Origin of the sequence: Komagataeibacter sp. FNDCR2 (genome assembly GCF_021295395.1) — a bacterium.
Lineage (GTDB): Bacteria > Pseudomonadota > Alphaproteobacteria > Acetobacterales > Acetobacteraceae > Komagataeibacter.
The window spans coordinates 53963-71762 of sequence record NZ_JAIWOU010000003.1; the positions used below are offsets into that span (position 1 = coordinate 53963).

General features: G+C 60.4%; 15 protein-coding genes. 10 read left to right on the forward strand and 5 right to left on the reverse strand.

The genetic code is table 11. The features are described 5' to 3' along the window. Window positions 1–11 precede the first annotated feature (11 nt). A complete protein-coding gene (locus tag LDL28_RS15050; protein WP_233059480.1) occupies window positions 12–2018 on the forward strand; it encodes a hypothetical protein in 2007 nt (668 codons plus the stop codon). 39 nt (window positions 2019–2057) lie between these two features. Then, window positions 2058–2810, forward strand: coding sequence for a flagellar hook assembly protein FlgD (locus LDL28_RS15055; RefSeq protein ID WP_233059481.1), 753 nt, complete (start codon window positions 2058–2060; stop codon window positions 2808–2810). A gap of 75 nt (window positions 2811–2885) precedes the next feature. Here the strand turns inward: LDL28_RS15055 and LDL28_RS15060 are convergent, their stop codons facing one another. Beyond that, complete coding sequence (locus LDL28_RS15060) at window positions 2886–3866, reverse strand: hypothetical protein (protein WP_233059482.1); 981 nt, start codon at window positions 3864–3866, stop codon at window positions 2886–2888. 45 nt (window positions 3867–3911) lie between these two features. Then, the gene (gene flhA, locus LDL28_RS15065) at window positions 3912–5984 is read right to left on the reverse strand and encodes a flagellar biosynthesis protein FlhA (protein ID WP_233059523.1); all 2073 of its coding nucleotides are present in this window, start codon (window positions 5982–5984) and stop codon (window positions 3912–3914) included. A 586-nt stretch (window positions 5985–6570) separates the two neighbouring features. Between flhA and LDL28_RS15070 the strand changes: the two genes are divergently transcribed. Continuing rightward, window positions 6571–8148, forward strand: coding sequence for a glycosyltransferase (locus tag LDL28_RS15070; protein ID WP_233059483.1), 1578 nt, complete (start codon window positions 6571–6573; stop codon window positions 8146–8148). A gap of 52 nt (window positions 8149–8200) precedes the next feature. On the opposite strand, the gene LDL28_RS15075 is transcribed toward LDL28_RS15070, so the two are convergent. Next, complete coding sequence (locus LDL28_RS15075) at window positions 8201–8983, reverse strand: transglycosylase SLT domain-containing protein (protein ID WP_233059484.1); 783 nt, start codon at window positions 8981–8983, stop codon at window positions 8201–8203. Window positions 8984–9534: 551 nt separating this feature from the next. Between LDL28_RS15075 and LDL28_RS15080 the strand changes: the two genes are divergently transcribed. The 3 genes from LDL28_RS15080 to LDL28_RS15090 are packed head-to-tail and all read left to right on the forward strand — an operon-like array spanning window position 9535 to window position 11385. Beyond that, window positions 9535–10614, forward strand: coding sequence for a flagellar basal body P-ring protein FlgI (locus LDL28_RS15080; protein ID WP_233059524.1), 1080 nt, complete (start codon window positions 9535–9537; stop codon window positions 10612–10614). 4 nt (window positions 10615–10618) lie between these two features. After that, the gene (locus tag LDL28_RS15085; RefSeq protein ID WP_233059485.1) at window positions 10619–10957 is read left to right on the forward strand and encodes a rod-binding protein; all 339 of its coding nucleotides are present in this window, start codon (window positions 10619–10621) and stop codon (window positions 10955–10957) included. Next, window positions 10954–11385: a hypothetical protein gene (locus tag LDL28_RS15090; protein ID WP_233059486.1), complete on the forward strand. Its 432-nt coding sequence runs from the start codon at window positions 10954–10956 to the stop codon at window positions 11383–11385. The genes LDL28_RS15085 and LDL28_RS15090 overlap by 4 nt, the downstream gene beginning before the upstream one ends. A gap of 51 nt (window positions 11386–11436) precedes the next feature. Here the strand turns inward: LDL28_RS15090 and LDL28_RS15095 are convergent, their stop codons facing one another. Further along, window positions 11437–12144 (reverse strand): response regulator transcription factor, encoded by a 708-nt coding sequence (locus tag LDL28_RS15095; RefSeq protein WP_233059487.1) that lies wholly within the window; start codon window positions 12142–12144, stop codon window positions 11437–11439. A 440-nt stretch (window positions 12145–12584) separates the two neighbouring features. On the opposite strand from LDL28_RS15095, the gene LDL28_RS15100 reads away from it, so the two are divergent. Further along, window positions 12585–12833, forward strand: a complete 249-nt coding sequence (locus tag LDL28_RS15100; RefSeq protein WP_233059488.1) for a hypothetical protein — start codon at window positions 12585–12587, stop codon at window positions 12831–12833. Between the two features lie 197 nt (window positions 12834–13030). Further along, window positions 13031–15619: a hypothetical protein gene (locus LDL28_RS15105; protein ID WP_233059489.1), complete on the forward strand. Its 2589-nt coding sequence runs from the start codon at window positions 13031–13033 to the stop codon at window positions 15617–15619. A 66-nt stretch (window positions 15620–15685) separates the two neighbouring features. On the opposite strand, the gene LDL28_RS15110 is transcribed toward LDL28_RS15105, so the two are convergent. Further along, window positions 15686–16474 (reverse strand): A24 family peptidase, encoded by a 789-nt coding sequence (locus LDL28_RS15110; protein ID WP_233059490.1) that lies wholly within the window; start codon window positions 16472–16474, stop codon window positions 15686–15688. A gap of 244 nt (window positions 16475–16718) precedes the next feature. Between LDL28_RS15110 and LDL28_RS15115 the strand changes: the two genes are divergently transcribed. Both LDL28_RS15115 and flgC read left to right on the forward strand, forming a co-directional pair. Then, window positions 16719–17132, forward strand: a complete 414-nt coding sequence (locus tag LDL28_RS15115) for a flagellar basal body protein (RefSeq protein ID WP_233059491.1) — start codon at window positions 16719–16721, stop codon at window positions 17130–17132. 15 nt (window positions 17133–17147) lie between these two features. After that, window positions 17148–17555 carry a flagellar basal body rod protein FlgC gene (gene flgC / locus LDL28_RS15120; RefSeq protein WP_233059492.1) on the forward strand — a complete coding sequence of 136 codons (408 nt, stop codon included), beginning with the start codon at window positions 17148–17150 and terminating at the stop codon, window positions 17553–17555. Window positions 17556–17800 lie beyond the last annotated feature (245 nt).

A 17800-nucleotide genomic window follows, 5' to 3' on the forward strand; every position in this document is an offset into this window, starting at 1 on the left:
CGGAGTATCTGATGGGTATTACGGTGGCGAAAGCATCGAGCACTCCCAACCCGGCACAGGAAACATCCCTGTCGTCCCGGCTGACCACCCCGACATCGCAGAAATCGGGAACCATGACGGCTTCCTCTTCCTCCACATCCAAAAAACGGACCGGGAAGGAGAAAGATACCTTTGGCGCCATGGTCAGGGGGCTCTCCGGCCAGGGGGATGGCGAAGGACAGGAAGCGCACGGTCGCACCAGCGGAACCGGCAATGCCGCGGTGATGACATCGGACCAGTCAACGCAGGGCGGTAACGTAAAATCCTCTCCTACCCGCGTCGGCCAGGACAGTGGCGCGCAGGGAAAGGATGATACGCAGGATAGCGCGCCCACCCCGGTCGCACAGTTCTCCCTGCCTGCCCAGACGGATGAATCCCCTGCCCCCACGCAGGCAAAGGACACCACGTCGGGCCGTGATGGAGACAGGGAACAGTCACAGGCCGACACCAACCCCGCGGCGGATATGAGCCTGCAGGTGCAGACCATGCAGACATGGCCCGCACTTGCGCTGGCCCAAACTGCCATGCCCGTGCAGATCATGGCCTCGCAGGGGCAAAAGTCGGCCGGAACATCCAGTCTGTCAGCCACCGGCACGGCCGGGGCCTCCACCATGACATCGGGGAGCGCGCAGGCAGGCACCATGCTGCCCGCTACCGCTGCGGCACTGGATACCGTACTGGCCGCCCTGTCTTCAGCCAGCCCGGCGCAATCCGTGCCATCCGTCCAGACCATGCCGACTGTCACGCAGTCTTCCCTGCTTCCGGCTTCCGCCGTGGGCAGCAGTGTCACCCCGGGCGCGAAGCAGACGCAGACATCAACGACCTCTGCTCCGGTTGCAAACAACACCCAGGCTGCACAGAATTCGAGTAATGGCACCGATACAGCGGCCTCGTCCCCTACGGGAATGGACAGCCTGCTGGCCGCAGTCGGGCAGCAGGCCGCCGTTCCGGTGAACGCTTCGGGAAGTGCGGCGTCCTCTCCCCTGCTTGGCAGGGCTTCTCCTACGGCCCCCTCGACACCATCATCTTCCACCACCAATGCCGCACCGGCCCAGACCGCGCAGGATAACGACAGCATCACCACGCCGCAGCAGCCCCAGACAGCAAGCGTAAGCAATATTACGGTGCAGACATCCAGCCGCGCGGACAGCCGCGACGGACTGGCGTCCTTGTCCACATCGGCGGACTACACGGCATCGTCTGGATATAATGCCGTCACAGCCCCGACAGGTGAGGCCGGAATCGTGGCGGGCGCGGAACATCAGGGGGATAGCCTGTCCGACCATTCCGGAACGTCCGAAGGTGACAGGGGCGATGACGCGCAGCAGATGGGAACTGCGACACCCGCCTCCATAACCCTTCCCACCGATCTTTCCGCCCCGAGCGCATTTTCCATCGAGCATGCGGGGCAGGCTGCGGATACCCAGCCAGTCCAGGCACAGAACCAGACGGATGGGGAAGATGAAGCCGGAAACCAGATCCTCTCCTCGCCTGGGATTTCCCGATCCCCCGATGGCCAGACCTCTGTTTCCATGACCATCATGACGGCTGATTCCACGCCGGTTCATGTTCGTCTCGAAGGGACCGACGGCATTACCACAGGTATCGTCCTGCAGAGTGAGGATGAGGCAACGGCCCGCCATCTTGCCACCAACCGGCATGAACTGGTCACGGCGCTGGGCGCAACCGGCATGGAAGTCAATAACCTGAAGATCGATGTCGTCGCCGCTACTGATAATGGCGCCAACCTTACCGATCAGGGAACCAGTGGTGGAACCGGTTATGACGGAAGTGCCTCGGGGGGTATGTCCGGCAACGGGGCGGGACAGAATGGGGGCCAGTCATTCCAGGGCAGTGCATGGGGGAGTGGTTTTGTCTCCCCAGGTCAGGCAGGAGTTGACATTGAAGGCAGCGCCAGCGATGCAACCACAGGGGCTGGCCGCACATATGCCGGAAATGGGATCAATATTACCGCATGACCCGGGTCGTGGGAGTGGTAACAGGAAGGGAAAGAGGTAATGACGACGTCGTCCATCAGCAGTGAGAGCCAACTTCTCCAGGCGGCGGAATCATCTGCCAAAACTTCAGCCAACACAGCCGCGGCCAGCGCCAGCAGCAGTACGGGCACTTCAGCCAGCAGTTCCTCGTCTGCCCTGGCCTCCCTGGCGGATAATTACACCACATTCCTGACCCTGCTGACGACGCAGCTCAAGAACCAGGACCCCAGCAGCCCGATGAGTACCGACACCTTTACATCGGAACTCGCGCAGTTTGCCGGGGTGGAACAGCAGGTCGAGACGAACCAGAACCTCGCCACCCTGATTTCCCTGAACGAAGACAGCCAGATGACGTCGGACACCAGTCTTGTCGGCCAGACGGCAACCGCGGATTCGACGACGCTGCCCCTCCAGAACGGCTCCGCCTCGCTAAGCTTTAACGGCACATCCGGTGAGACGGTCGCCATCGCCGTGGCGAATGCTTCTGGCACCATCGTCAAGGACGCCGTGGTCACGGCGAATTCCGGCACCAATACCTGGACCTGGGATGGCACGGACAACAGCGGCAACACACTGTCGAATGGTGCCTATAGCGTGGCTGTGGAAACGATTGATTCCACGGGCACCACATCTGCCGTGCCGTTCACGGTAAACGGCACCATAACCGGCGTGACGAAGGGAACGTCCGATATGGAAGTGGAGATGGGCACCGCGGATATTCCGATGTCCGAGGTGACAAATATCTCCGGAACAGGCAGCAATACGGGATCCTGATCATTCATGCACGGGGCCACAAGCCGGCAACAGGCTTCTGGTCCCGTATTATGATCCCATCCCCGGCCCCAGCCTTCAGGCAGGCAGGGTCAGGAGCCTTTTGGCAAGCATGGGGGCGCTAAGCGTGGCAAGCCCGCCCACCACCGCCGATGAACACCCGGCATAGGTCAGGGTCAGCCCACATGCGGCGGCCGTGACGATACCGCCAATCCGACCGGCCTGATCCATTCTGGTCGCAATCATCGTCAATGCGCCGGACTGGGCGAAGGCCGCGCCGATATCGGCGGATTCCTCGGCATCCATTCCCGCAGGCAGGACTAGTGTAAGCTCGGCGCCGATGCTTTCCACCATCCGCATCATTCTGGCCATGCTGACGGGGGAATAGACGCAGACCCCGGGCAGGTCGAGAAGCAATGGCTGCCCCTTGCGTCTCTGGCTTACGGCATCCACAAGCGCATCGGGTGTCCCGACCTGAATGACGGGTATCCTGAACGGTTTGAGAAGGGCCGCAAGTTTCTCGAAATCCCCGGGGTTCTGGTCACAGATCACCACGTAGGGAAGCGGCACATCCTTGCCCTGGCCGGCCATGACGTAGCGCGCCACGATCTTCGCAAGCGCCAGCGTCTTTCCCCCACCCGATGGACCACCAAACGCCAGGGGAGCGGGCCTGTCGATCGGCAGGGTTCCGAACGACAGCAGCTCATCCAGTCCGTTGGCGAGATACCCACCGGACAGGGCGGCGATCAGGGCCTGCGGAATTGCGTGCCACCGCAGAACGTCCTCCACCGAAGGGCGGATCGGCAATTCCACCCCGGCGGCATATGTTTCCGTATTGAGGGAACGCTGCCCCACCCGTTCCAGCATGCTGCCGCTGGCCGCACCGGCGCGTGTTTTCCTGCCGCCCCCGGTGCCCGAAACGGGCATGGCGTTCCGGCCGGTATCCTGCCGCGCGTCGGACGGTCCGGTGTCAGGGACCGGGGCGGACGCGGCCAGTATCCCGCCCTGCGGGTCCGCGCTGGCCTGTTCTGTATGTCCGGGGTCGGTTTTTGGGGCCATGGCCTGCATGCTCTATCGGTCTCTATACTGCCTGCGGTCTTGCATTCATGTGATTGTCGCAACCGTCTTGATGCGGGAACGTGGGTATATCTCGGACTGCGAAAGAACGGAAACCGAAGGCCGCACACGCTCGACGATTGAGCGCATGGCATCACGTACCGGCGTTGAAACGACGATGACCGGCACCTCTCCGGCGGTGGAGACGGTGTTGAAGACTTCACGCAGTTTCGCGACAAACGTGTTCAGCATGCTTGGTGGCATGGCCAGACGCCGCTCTTCCGCCGGGCCGGTGATATGCGATATGAAATCGCTCTCCCATTCCGGTGACAGGGTGATCATAGGGATATATCCGGCCGGTCCGATCAGCGCGTTGCATATCTGCCGGGACAGGCGAATACGTACATGCCCGGTGAGATTCTGCACGCCGCGCAGGCCAAGGCTGCACCCTTCCTGAATGCTTTCCAGAATGGTCGGCAGATCGCGGATGGAGACGCGTTCGGCCAGCAGCGCCTGCAGGACACGCTGGACCGTACTCAGCGGAACCTGTGAGGGGATCAGGTCATTGACCAGCTTCTGCTGTTCACGCGGGAGTTCATCCAGCAGGGACTGGGTAGCGACATAGGTCAGGAGATCAGGCAGGTTCTGCCTGACCATTTCGCTAAGATGGGTGACGATAACACTTGGCGGATCCACCACGGTACACTTCAGCGCAATGGCCTTGGCCTTGAGCGACGGCGCGATCCATACGGCGGGCAGGCCAAATGCCGGTTCCGTCGTCTTGTCACCCGCCAGGGGCGGCGCCCCACCGGATGGGCTTATGGCCAGCAGTCGCCCGGGCTTTACCTCCCCGGCGGCGACTTCAATCTCCTTGAGCTTGATGACATATCGCTCCGAGGGAAGATGAATGTTGTCCTGTATGCGCACGGGGGGGGTGATAAAGCCCATCTCGGTTGCAACGGTTCGCCGCAGGGCCTTGATCTGTTCCGTCAACTGCGGGTTTTCACCGCTGGTCAGGGGCAGCAGGCCAAAACCGATTTCCAGCCGCAGCAGATCAAGCTTCATGACCTCGGAAATTGGCGCGACGGCTGGCTGGGCCGTGACTTCGGTCACATCGCCATCGGCATCCTGAACCGGGGCCTTGTAACGCATCCATGCGCCAAAACCCGCGGCAACGGCAATGACGAGAAAGGGAAAGGCGGGCAGGCCCGGCATGAAGGCAAAAAGGGCCGAAAGCATACCCGCGATGGCCAGCGGTTTCGGATTGCCGCCCAACTGCCGGACCAGCGTGACATCCGCCGAGCCATCCGTGCCCCCCTTGGTCACGACGATACCGGCGGCGGTCGAAACCAGCAGGGACGGAATCTGCGAGACCAGCCCGTCACCAACCGTAAGCGTGGTGAAGGTGCTGGCCGCCTCGCTCAGCGGCATACTATGGCGCAGGATACCGATCGCCAGACCACCGACGATGTTGATCGCCGTAATGATGATGCCCGCGATCGCGTCACCCCGCACGAACTTGGCCGCGCCGTCCATGGCGCCGTAGAAGGAACTTTCCTCTTCCAGTTCCTTGCGCTTCTGGCGCGCCACCCGCTCGTTGATCGCCCCCGAGGAAAGATCCGCATCGATGGCCATCTGCTTGCCGGGCATGGAATCAAGAAAGAAGCGTGCCGCCACTTCCGCGATGCGGCCCGACCCCTTCGTGATGACCATGAAATTCACGACCAGCAGAATGCAGAACACGATCCCGCCGATAACAACGTCGCCCCCCATCAGGAACCCGCCGAAAGCGGCCACGACGTGACCGGCGGCGTAGGTGCCCTCGCTCCCATGGCTGAGGATCAGCCGCGTGGTCGCGATTTCAAGCGAAAGACGCAGCAGGGTCGTCAGCAGGAGCAGGGTGGGAAACGACGTGAAATCCAGCGGCCGCTCAAGGAACAGCGCCACCATGAGAACAAGCACCGATGACGTGATCGACAGGGACAGCCCCAGATCGAGGATGAACGTCGGCAGCGGCAGGATGAGGATGGAAAGGAGCAGGACAACGCCAAGGGCAAGGCCGATGTCGGTGCCGGGGATCAGTGAACGCCACGGAAGGGCTTTCCACCCCCCCTTACGCAGGGCCTCGGCCGACCGCGCCAGGGTGTGCGAGGCGGACGAAAGCTTCTGTCGCGCTGCGGTAGTCCTGTCAGTCAGCTTGCTGTCTGGCTGCTTCTTGACCGAGGTGCCATCGGCAGTATTCAAGGACTACGTTTCCTTTCGCGCATCTTGGTAACGTGGCGTTTCCGGCGCAGTCTGTCATGGCGATGACCTGTGCGGCCAATATATCATTCCGGTCGTAAGGCCGTCTTTGTGGGGAGAAAGTAACCGTTATCGTCAGTGTTGAGCAAGGCTGGAAAACAGGTGTCGTACACGAAGCGGTATAGCCGGGTGACGGTCCCGTACACCAGTGCCCATCCGGTATTTTTTCAGGGATCCGCTCCGTATGGAGCCCTGCCGGATGAAGGGAGGTCCGTAATAACACGCCCCTTCAGTACATCCCGCACATATCCGGCTCCGCCCCCGCAATTCCGTACTATCAGACGACCATCCTTCACCGGGGATTTTCTCCCTTTTCCGCTTTAAGCGGTAGCGGGGCCTGATATCCCCCAATACACTTGCAACAGAACGCGGGGCCCCGGTCTCCATACCAACCATAGGAAACAAGATGCAGAAAAAAGACCTGGCGGCATTATGTGAAAATGGGGCCCTGGAGCGTCTGGACGTCGATGCCAGGCGGAAGGCCCTGCTGGCGGACCCTACCCCGGCAAACCTGGCCCTGACGGGTGAAGCCCTTTTCCTGCGGGGGCAATGGCTCGATGCCCTGCGTCTCGCGCTTGAAGTTGTCAATGCCAACCGGTCCAACACGCCCCTGGTCATGGTCGCGGCGGGAATGATATCCAAGCATACACCGTGCCATGATATTGTCATAACACTCATGCGCAATGTCCTGCTTCACGAACCGGATCACCTCCAGGCCCGCCTGACGCTGGCGGACGAACTCGTAGCCCAGGGCGACATTGCCGAGGGGTGTCGCCTCTACCGGGACATCATGTCCAGCCACCCCGAAGAGGGCGGCAGCCTGTGCGAGCATATCTCCATGTCCCTGCTGGAGACCGGCTATGCCATCGAGGGACTGCAGATACTTTCCTCATGGCTCGAGCATATGCCCGAAACAGTTGCGCTGCTGAACAACATGGCCTGTGCGCTTGAACGCACGGGACATTCCGAAATGGCCGTATCATGGTACAAAAAGGCGTTGGAGATGGCTCCGAACGAGCCGATCATCAGGTTTGGATATGCCATCGCCCTTCTCAAGGCAGGCCATTTCCGTGAAGGCGGGAAATATTATACCGAGCGGACCCCATTAACCAACGGCATAGTCTGGTGGTTCATGTCCCTGCCACGCTTGCGCCACGGGGATGATATAGCCGGGAAGAAAATCGTTCTCTATCAGGAACAGGGATTGGGAGACACCATCCAGTTCATCCGGTTCGTTCCGTACCTGCTGGAGAAAGGGGCGGAAATAACAATTGCTACCCTCCCGCCGCTGGTTCGTCTTCTCACCCTTTCCTTTCCCGATGTCACCGTAACGCAGCTTACGCACTTCGACAGGGCGGAAGGCTACAGCTATGCCGTCCCCATTCCGGATCTGCCTTTTGTCGCGGATATCGGCTGCGAAAGCGATATTCCGGCCCGGATCCCCTACCTGCGGGCCGATGAAGGTGATGTCCAGAAATTTGCCGCCATGCTTCCGGCCCGTCGGCCACGTATCGGTCTTGTATGGGCGGGCGAACGGCGCATGCAGGCCGAATTCGTGGCGGCTGACAAACGACGTTCCGCCACCCTGGCCGATATGGGCGCCGCCCTTACCCCGGTGGACGCGACACTGATCAATCTCCAGTTTGGCGCTCCCTGTCAGGAAATCACGGCATGGCAGGGCCAGCCCCTGTTCGACCCGATGGGTGAAGTCCGGGACATGGCGGATACGCTCGCCCTGATGGAGAGTCTGGATCTGATCATATCCGTCGATACATCGCCCGTACATCTCGCCGGGGCGATCGGCAGGCCGGTATGGCTGGTCAGTCGATGGGATGCCTGCTGGCGCTGGGGAGATGAAGGCGAGACATCGGCATGGTACCCGAGCGTACGCATATTCCGGGCACGGGAGAGAAGTTTTGTTCCCGTCCTGAAGGAAGTCGGCGCCGCCCTGCAGCAATGGGTCAAGGACTGGAAGCCGGACTGAGCCCGCCCGGCCTGACGCGCCATCGCGTACAGTCGGCCCCGATGCCGGTCGATCAGTTGCCGTGCATGGCCAGCGCCACGGGCGCCGCGCGATAGGACGCCAGCGTCCGCCCCCGCATGCCTGCCATTGCAGGTTTGCGCACGGCGGGTTCATCAAAATGCCGGCTCCCCTGGAAGGGATGGAACATGCGGGGCGGCGCGTCGGCCGCTCCCCCCTTCCCATCCGCGGGAGCCGCGATCATGACAGGTTTGTGGCGTCCCGTGCTGAGCGCCGTGGAAGGAAGGGAAGCCTGCGCTCCGGAAGGCAATGCTTTCTGACCATTTTTCTGGCTGGATGCCTGCGCCTGCGCGCCACGTTCATCCTGCGGAACGGCCCATGTCTCCAGCACTTTCCACTGGTATGATGAACCAATGCCCGGTGTCTGGGAATGATAGGCCGCCGCCGCCCGGGGCCAGCTTCCTGTCCTGTCGTGCATCTGGAGCAGGAAGTTGCCTGCATAAAGCGCGTTCCGCGCCGGGTCGAACGCCTGCTCCAGGGAGGAGAAGGCATCGGGGTGCTGTTGCAGGTTGACCTGCATGCACCCGACATCAATCGACACGATACCCTGGCGGTGAAACATCTGCACGGCCGCTATGGCCTCTTCCCGCGTGGCGTAATGGTGCCCGGCGCCAACCGCGTTGACCGTCCACGGCCATGCGGAAATGACCCCATACGGTTCCGTCCTGCCACTCTCCACCCGGCTCATGGCGGACAGGAACCCGTCAGGAATATGCAGCGCCCGTTCAGCCTGCGTCGTGGCTTCCGCGCAGAGCGAAGCCTCTGGCGACCGGGCCATGGCCCCCGGTACACAGGAACCCATAACAAGCAGGGCCATGAAAGCCAGACTGGATGGACGACAGGACAGGATCATGCCGTCAAACTGCCGTACCGTGGCGCGATCGTATAGTCGTGCCGGGCAATACGCCTGTCATTAGTGCACGCGCTGCCTGATTTCCTTTGTGCATCATGTGACCCTGATAACATATCTGGAGATTTTTTGGCCTCGGCCAGAAGATGGGAAAAAAATCGTAGTCCCATATCCCAGTCCCGGATCCCCATGAATACGATTTTCGCTACTGCCGGGCATTAATGCCGCGGGGTGTGATGAGCATTGAATGTCATGGCCAGCCAGCGTATTCTACAGGACGCAGTGGCTTGTCCCGGAAAAGACATTGGCTGAAACGCATAAGGTGACCAGTTCTATGAGGAATCGCCTCCAGGCGAGCATTGAGTGTGGCGACCATGCCCGCCTGTAGCCATGATGGAGGCCTCTCTTCGTTTTATGACGCGGGAAGGAACGGGGCAGGGCTGGCACGACGGGTCATCTCCCTGTTCGCAACCGCCTGCATGCTTGTCGGCATGTTCGTGGCCACCCCGGTCGAGGCCGCGACGGTGCGCGTCAAGGATATCGTTGATTATGAAGGCGTGCGGGACAACCAGCTTGTCGGGTATGGTCTCGTTGTCGGCTTGCATGGCACCGGCGACCGCCTGACCAACACGATTTTCACACGTGAAACGCTGATCGGCATGCTCAACCGTCTCGGGGTGAACATCCGCGATCAGGAAATCCAGCTTCAGACACATGATGTGGCGGCCGTTATGGTCACGGCCACCCTACCGCCCTTCTCGCACGGGGGCGGCCATATCGACGTGACCGTTTCCGCCGTGGGTGACGCGCGTGACCTGACCGGCGGCACGCTGCTCGTCACCCCGCTGCAGGCGGCGGATGGCGAGGTCTATGCCGTAGCTCAGGGGTCTCTGGTCACGAACGCTTTCTCCGCGACTGGCGCGGCCGCCAGTGTTACGCGGAACATTCCCACCAGTGGCCACATCGCCAATGGGGGCGTGGTCGAACGTGAGGTGCCCGTGGCGCTCGGGGCCACCGGGGTCATCCATCTTTCCCTGCACAACCCCAATTTCACGACCGCGACACGGATTTCCAACGCCATCAACCAGTATATCAGCCGTGGGCTTTCACGGGTTGATGACCCCCGCACCATCGCGGTCAACCTGACGGGCCGTGACCCCGCCCAGACACTGTATCGTATCGGGGATCTGACCATCGAGCCCGATACCATGGCCAAGGTTGTTGTCGATGAAGCCAGCGGCACGATCGTGATGGGCGATAATGTGCGCATAAGCACGGTCGCCATCGCCCAGGGGAACCTGACAATTCAGGTCACGGAAATGCCGCAGGTGGTCCAGCCCGCGCCTTTTTCGTATGGGACAACCGCTGTCGTGCCGCAAACACAGATCAACGCCAGCACCGACAATTCGCATCGCCTGGGGATACTGCGTGAAGGCCCGACCCTCGCCAGTCTCGTATCTGGTATGAATGCCCTTGGGATGGGACCACGCGATATGATCAGTATTCTACAGGCCATCAAGGCAGATGGCGCCCTGCAGGCGGATCTTGAGGTAAGGTAAGAATATGAGTGTAGGAAGCATCACCAGTTCCCTGGCCGCTGCCAACCAGCAGGTATCCACCACGCAGTCCAGCAGGGAAACCGCCCTGGCGGAACAGGCGCGCAAGGCCGCCACTGATTTTGAAGGGGTGGCCATTACCGAATTCCTTCAGCCGATGTTCGATACCGTCGATACATCGAATGGTCCCTTCGGCGGGGGGGCTGCGGAATCACAGTTCCGGTCCCTTCAGATTCAGGAAATGGGCAAGCAGATCGCCAAGAATGGCGGGATCGGCCTGGCCGACAGTGTTTACCGCCAGATACTGGCCATGCAGGAGCAGGCAGAGGAGCAGGCCAGATCATGACCCGCGCACCGGATGAAACGGAAGCCCGGCTTCTGGGCTGTTTTGAGAATGTCTGTGCGGTTCTGGAAAAAGAGAACGATCTTCTGATCGCCACCAGGCTGGAAGAAGTGGCTGATCTTCTGCCTGCAAAACAGAAAGAGATGCAGGCGCTTGAAGACCTGCTGGCGCCTGGCGAGGACGCCATGACCCCGGCCGAAGCGCGTCAGCTCCTGCTGACTCCCAAAACCGAAGAAGCGGCTAGACGTTTTGGCGCCCTGGTACGCACGAACCGCAAGCTTCTGCAAAATGCGATCGAGGCGCAGAATGCCCTTATCCGGCTGATTGTGGTGGACGCCGCACAGGAATCATCCACTGGTTACGCCGCGTCCGGTCGGTATGCCGTCAACAAGGTCACACAGGCCGCGCTGACATTGCGTAGCGACGTCTGATCCAAAACGTCCAAACGTCCCTAAGCCCCGGCTGGCCTGAAGTGTCACGGGTTACAGGATATCCAGCCCGCCAGACGGCACCATTTTAATCCCCGCCGTAACCGGGATGCTGGATTCCCGCGCCGCAGGGTGGACAGATCCGTCAATACCGTTCATCCGGGCACCCAGCGGGATGAAGGCGTCCTCGTTAAGGCGGTAACCAATTCCCCATAGCGTGGTGAATGGCTCCTCAATTCCCATATTCCGCATTTTTTTGCGTATCTGGCAGATCATGACGTCAATGACCTTGCCATGCGGCTCGCTCTGCCCGGCGTAAAGATTGTCGAGAACGGCCTCCTTGCTCAGCACCTGCCCCTTTCGCAGCGCCAGCAATTCGACAATGTCGTATTCCCGTTTGGTCAGCGGGACCGGCTTGCCATCAATATGGGCTTCGCGCCTGTCCACGCTTACCGTCAGCCGCCCGATCTGCAGGGTAAGGCTGTCATGCCCGCTGGCACGGCGGATGATGGCGCGCAGGCGGGCCAGAAGCTCCACGGGATCGACCGATGCTGGCACGCAGTCATCAGCGCCGACGGACAGGACCTCGGCCACGCCCGCGGCGGTTATGTCGCGGGCAATGATCATGATGGGCGTCGGGACGCGGCTGTTGCGGATATGGCGTAACAGCTTCACATCCGGGGCCACCTGCTGGATGACCGCGATGTCGTACTGGGAGCGGCGCAGGGTTTCCACAACCCCTTCCGGCCCCGACATCGTCATCGATACGGCCCCTTCTATCGCGGCTTTCGATAATCCTGTGCATGGCCGTCCATCGCCATGGATCGAACTGTCACTGATACACAGTATCCGCATGCTCTCTTCCGTTACCCATCCTGAAAGCCATTCACGCACGGAGCATAGACCCGCTCGCGCGCATATCCATTTCTACTGCGCATCGGCAGGGACGCGCCAGACCCTGCCCATGCGGGCGTGGACGGCCGTGTCGAAATTCCCCTGCCACTGGTAAAACAGTATCAGCCTTAACATCCTTTTACTCCATGGCCAAAAAACACCTTGGCTAAGCCATGGTCATCCCATAATCTGATAACGGTATGGTTAGGTGGTGTCTGTGGGCCTTCCACAAGGCGAAGACCATGAATCATGGCAGCGGCTGGTCTTTTCCCTGGCCGTGTTTTTTCCGGGTTTGAAGGACGATAGAGATGGCGGATACTACAGCGGCTGCGGCGCTTGCTTCGAGCATGCGCACAAATACGACAGAAATTACACATGCGGCCCATCGTGCCACCCAGCCCGAAAACGTGGCGAGCAATGGCCTGAACATCGCCTCCAGAAGCATAGACGGCTCCAAATCATCCATGCAGTTCGATGCGACGGGACAGATCATTCCCACCGGGAATTCGGAGAAAAAAGGCTCCGCCACGCAAAGCCTCGTCAACCTGCTTGCCTGAACACGATCCGGCCGCGATGAAGGCGGTTGCATTGTGCCCCTCATCCAGCCCGGCACTTCATGGGACCAACATTGAAAGCCTGCGGAACATATCAGGATGCCATGCGCTTGCGCCCGATCATTTCACGACGCGATAGGGTGGCCACCGCATCCTTTCCTCAGGACTGACCATACGTGTTTTCCAGCAGATCCTCAGGCGTGAGACGCTATATCGCGCTTCCGGTCATCATGCTTCTATCCTGTTCAGCCATCACGCCCGTCGTGGCGGCGGGGCAGCATGCACGGCCGCAGCCGCATGGGAAGCATCAGGGCAGGACAGGCAAACCGCCTGAGCCGACCCAGCCCGTTTCCGCGCCCGTTACCCAGACTGCAAATCCGCCCCAAAACACCAATCTCCCGGCCGGGATGCTGCCCACCGGGCTTCCGGCTTCATGGCAGGCCACGGTTCTGGATACCCTCGTGTCGCCCCCGCCCCCCGCGCCGGCAACCGGCGGCGCCACAACCACTCCACCCGCGACCGCGCAGAAGGCGCCCGCGTCCACTGCGGCCCAGCCCCCCACTTCTGTCGCGGCGGGACCGGACCAGAGCGCGCCCTCCACCAGCCGCATCCTGATCCCGCTCCCGCCCGACATGGGGATCGCGGGGTTCCAGAGTGGCAACAGTTTTGTCATTGTCGTGGACAATGCCGAACCCATGGATACCAGCGCCCTGCGCGGTGATGGCGTTTTCTCGACACTCACGGTCAGTACGCTGCCTGATGCAACACTCATCCAGGTTCGTCTGCCCGATAACCGCCAGTTCTACCTGTCGCAGCAGGCCGAAGGCTGGGTGCTGGGCGACCAGCTTCCACCGGGGAACGATTACGGAGACAGGCGCGTCATCAACCCCCGGCCAACCAGCGATGGGCTGCTGTACCCGATGCGCCATCCGGGGCGTGTCCTCTCGATCAAGGATCCGGCTTCCGGCGTCCCCCTGCTTGTCGGCACATCCGCGACGGATGATGGCGGCATCCTCTCCCCCCGCAAGGGAGACGGGTACGATGTATGGCCCACGACGGAAGGTGTCGTCATTGCCGTCAAATCTCCCGACATAGGCATGCGGGCGACATCCGAGGGCGCTCTGCTGAGCAATTCCGGCAAGGCCATTTCCGATAACGGAGCGGCCGTCTATGCCAGCGATGTTGACCTGAAATGGCTCGGGCTGCGGAACCTGACGGACCAGGCCCTGGAAAAACGTTTTCATAACGCAATCATAGCGGCCGCGGATTCAGAGCCCGCGCAGCATTTCGCCCGCCGTCTCGAAGCCGCGCAGGCGGCGTTCAGTCTCGGGAGTTTCGTGGAAGCACGCGGGATCCTGACCGTCGCCCTTGAGGACGATCCCGAAGAAATTTCACGGCCTGATGTCAAATTCCTGCTCGCCGCGTCCGAACTGCTAAGCGGCAACACGGATGGCGCCTCCCTGCTCAAGGGACCATGGCCGGACAACCAGCAGCGCGCGACACAGGTATGGCGTGGGCTCTATTTCATCGCCACAGGTGGGCATGACGCGGAAGCGGCCCATCTGCTGGCGCGCGATTTCACCCGGCTGAAGAATTATCCCCTACCCGTAAGCGAGACGATCCTTCCCACCGTCGCCGAGGAGATCGGGCGCTACGGATCGGAAGAGGATCTGACGGCGTTAAATGAGATGCCGTCCGGCTCTCCTTACCAGCTTGCGACGGCATTTCGCGAATTGCGCATGGGCAAACGTGATCTTGCGCATACGGCTTTCCACAAGCTGGCGACGGACAAAAACCCGCTCGTTGCCGAAAAGGCGCTTGAGCAGGTTACCTCGCTCGACCTGGCGGATGGCAGCATTTCGCCCGCCGCCGCGGCCAATGCGCTTGATTCCATCATCCCCGATGCACGTCTGGCAGGCCGGGAGGCGACCGTACGCCTGCTTCAGGCCGATGCCTACCTGCAGGCAGGTGGATGGAGCGACGCCCTTGCCGCCATCGACCGCGCGCAAACGGCCTATCCGCCGGCATTGGGCAGTGTGGCCACGCCGCTTCTTTTCCAGACCCTGGCCAAGATAGCCAGCGCCGGGGCGAAGGAAACGGATAAGGATAATCTCCTGCATGATGCCGCCATGCTGAGGCCGCATGTGCCCGAATTGCCACCGGGGACACAAAAGGCTGAAATCCTGCTCGCCTACGGAAAGATGCTGCTTTCACTCGGATTGCCTGATGAGGCCGCCCAGGCCTTCTCCGATGCGATCCCGATGCTTGATTCCCCGCCCCTGCGCGCCCTTGCCGGAGAAGGGCTGGCCAATGCCGACCTCGAACGCAGGCAGCCACAGGACGCGACAGAGGCACTGGAAAGAACGGATGATCCTACGCTTTCCGATGATATAAAAGGGGACAGACGCAGGCTACAGGCCCGGATCGCCCTGACGAATGGAAATCAGGCCGCGACGCTTTCCCTCCTCAAGGGGGATACGAATGTGGCCTCTCTCGACATGAGCGCCCGTATCTATGAAGGCGAGGGTCAATGGGGTGCCGCGACAAACGAAGTGCGCAGGATGGTGGAAACCGAAATCCCGCAACAGGGCGTGCTGACAAAGGCGCAGCAGGCCCTGGCCCTGCGGCTGGCGTCGGACGCCACCCAGGCGGATGACCTTTCCACGCTGGACTGGATCGCCAACCGGATTGGCAACCGGCAGATGGATGATAGTGGGCCGGTATTCAATCTTCTGACGAAACGTGACGGTGAACCGCTCAAGGTGACATCGAATTCAGAATTTCAATAAGAAGCTGTCAGAAGGTGTTTCCCCGGCAGTCCTTTCATGCCGGTCCTTCCCGACATCGGCGGCAGATCAATACCCCGGAATAAAGTATTTCCACCCGGACAGATGGGGCATGTTCTGCGCCAGCAGGGTAAGCGCCAGACTAAGCGCGAATGAAGGGCCCATGGGTTGAACCCAGGCGCTATCGGGTCCGTGGAGATAGACTGGCCGTGTCGCCTGAATCCGGAAATGGCGCATGGCGATACAGAACAGCCAGTGCAGGAACGCGGTGATAAGGAGAAAGGTCGATATGTTCTCGATCCCTACCCACGCGCCACAGGCGGCTGCCATGGTGATGTCTCCCCCCGATAAAAAATTGGCCCGCAGGGAGATGGAAATGAATGCAAGCGCAAGCGACATCACCACCCATGCGGCTGTCGCCCCAAGAATGGCCCCATTCGGGTTGCCCCGCATCATGCTGACCACCAGCCCCGTCAGAAGCATGGGAATCAGGATATAATTGGGCAGCCAGCCTTCCCTGCGGTCCAGAAGGGCCGCCAGACAGGCGAAATTGAGCGCAATAATATCAGCCAAGGCCGCAAGCGGGGGCATGGAGGCCAGAAGGGCAATGGCAAGGGACGCGGTAAGAAGGCTACCCGCCGTTATTTCCCGCGTCCACTGGGGCACCACGGCAGTCGGCCTGCCCCGTATTCCACCAATAACCGGGAGCCAACGCAACAGGGTCCGATAAAGCAGTATCGATACCGGAAACCAGATCGCCACACCGATACCGGCAACAGACACCCCGCTATCGCGCGCCAGAATACTCCATATGATCATGACCACCATCGCCGCGGCAGTCAGGAGCTTATCGCCCATATTGGATCGCCAGTCCCCATTACCGCTCATGCTGATGAGCTGTGTCAGTTGCGAATATGATTAGCCATAACGTCGGGATGGCTGAAAGTCATGGCTTGATGGCGATGAATTTGACGATAGTCTTGCGTCTTTCAGGAAACTATGGCTATCAGATCAATTGGTCGCTACCTTGGCGACAGGGTCAGCATGTTGTGCCGATGCCATCGCGGGCATCAGATTGGAACGGAAAAGGAGCCGACATCGTATGCTGGAAGCATTGTCATCCGCTGCGGGATCAGCCCATGGTGGAACGGATCTGTTCAATCTGGCCGAACGCAGGCTGAGCTGGCTCGAAAGCCGTGAATCCACGCTTGCCGGCAATGTCGCCAATGCCAACACGCCCGGCTATGTGCCAAAGGACAGCGCCCCGTTCCAGGGCGTCCTGCAGACACAGATGACCATGATGCTTGCCCAGACTGAACCGGGACATATGGCCGGACATGTGGAAGGCACCAGGTCGAGCCGCTCCGATGGCAGCACGTCGCCTGACAAGAATGAGGTCACGCTTGAGGACGAGCTTGAAAAGATAGCTTCCACCAACGACGATCAGCTTTTCGCAACGACGGTGTACACGCGTTACATGTCGATGTTCTCGACGGCGCTGGGAACGTCCTCTTAATAGCGGGAGCGGAATATGGACTTCTCAAATACCCTGGAAGTATCCGCCGATGGCATGCGCGCGCAGTCGGAGCGGCTGCGTATTGCAGCAGAGAACCTTGCCAATAAGGACACGACCGGCTCAACCCCCGGAGCCGACCCGTATCGACGCAAAACGGTTACATTCAAGGAAAGCCTGGACCACGCAAGCGGTACCTCCACCGTGAAGATCAAGGAAATCGGGCACGATAACACCCCCTTTGAAACCCGGTATGACCCCTCGCATCCGGCCGCGGATTCAAAAGGCTACGTCAAGGTATCGAATGTGAATTCGATGATGGAAATCATGGATACCCATGAAGCCCAGCATTCATATGAAGCCAACCTCAATACCCTGCAGATCACCCGCACCATGATGACGCGCACCATCAACCTCATGAAATAAAAGGGAAGTTCACCCGCTCCCTTATTCACAATACCCGTATGGCAGGTTTCAGGGCCGCATGAAGCATGCCAGCGGCAGAGATGCTATTCTTGTATCTTTTTGATACCATCAAAAACTATTCTTCCAGCATTTATTGTCATAATATTGCATTAATGATTTAGCGCAGGGCTGGTCATGATTGTCGGTCAGGTATAAAATACCCGTCGCGTGTAACACGGTATTCCATAACGGACGGCAAATGGTGC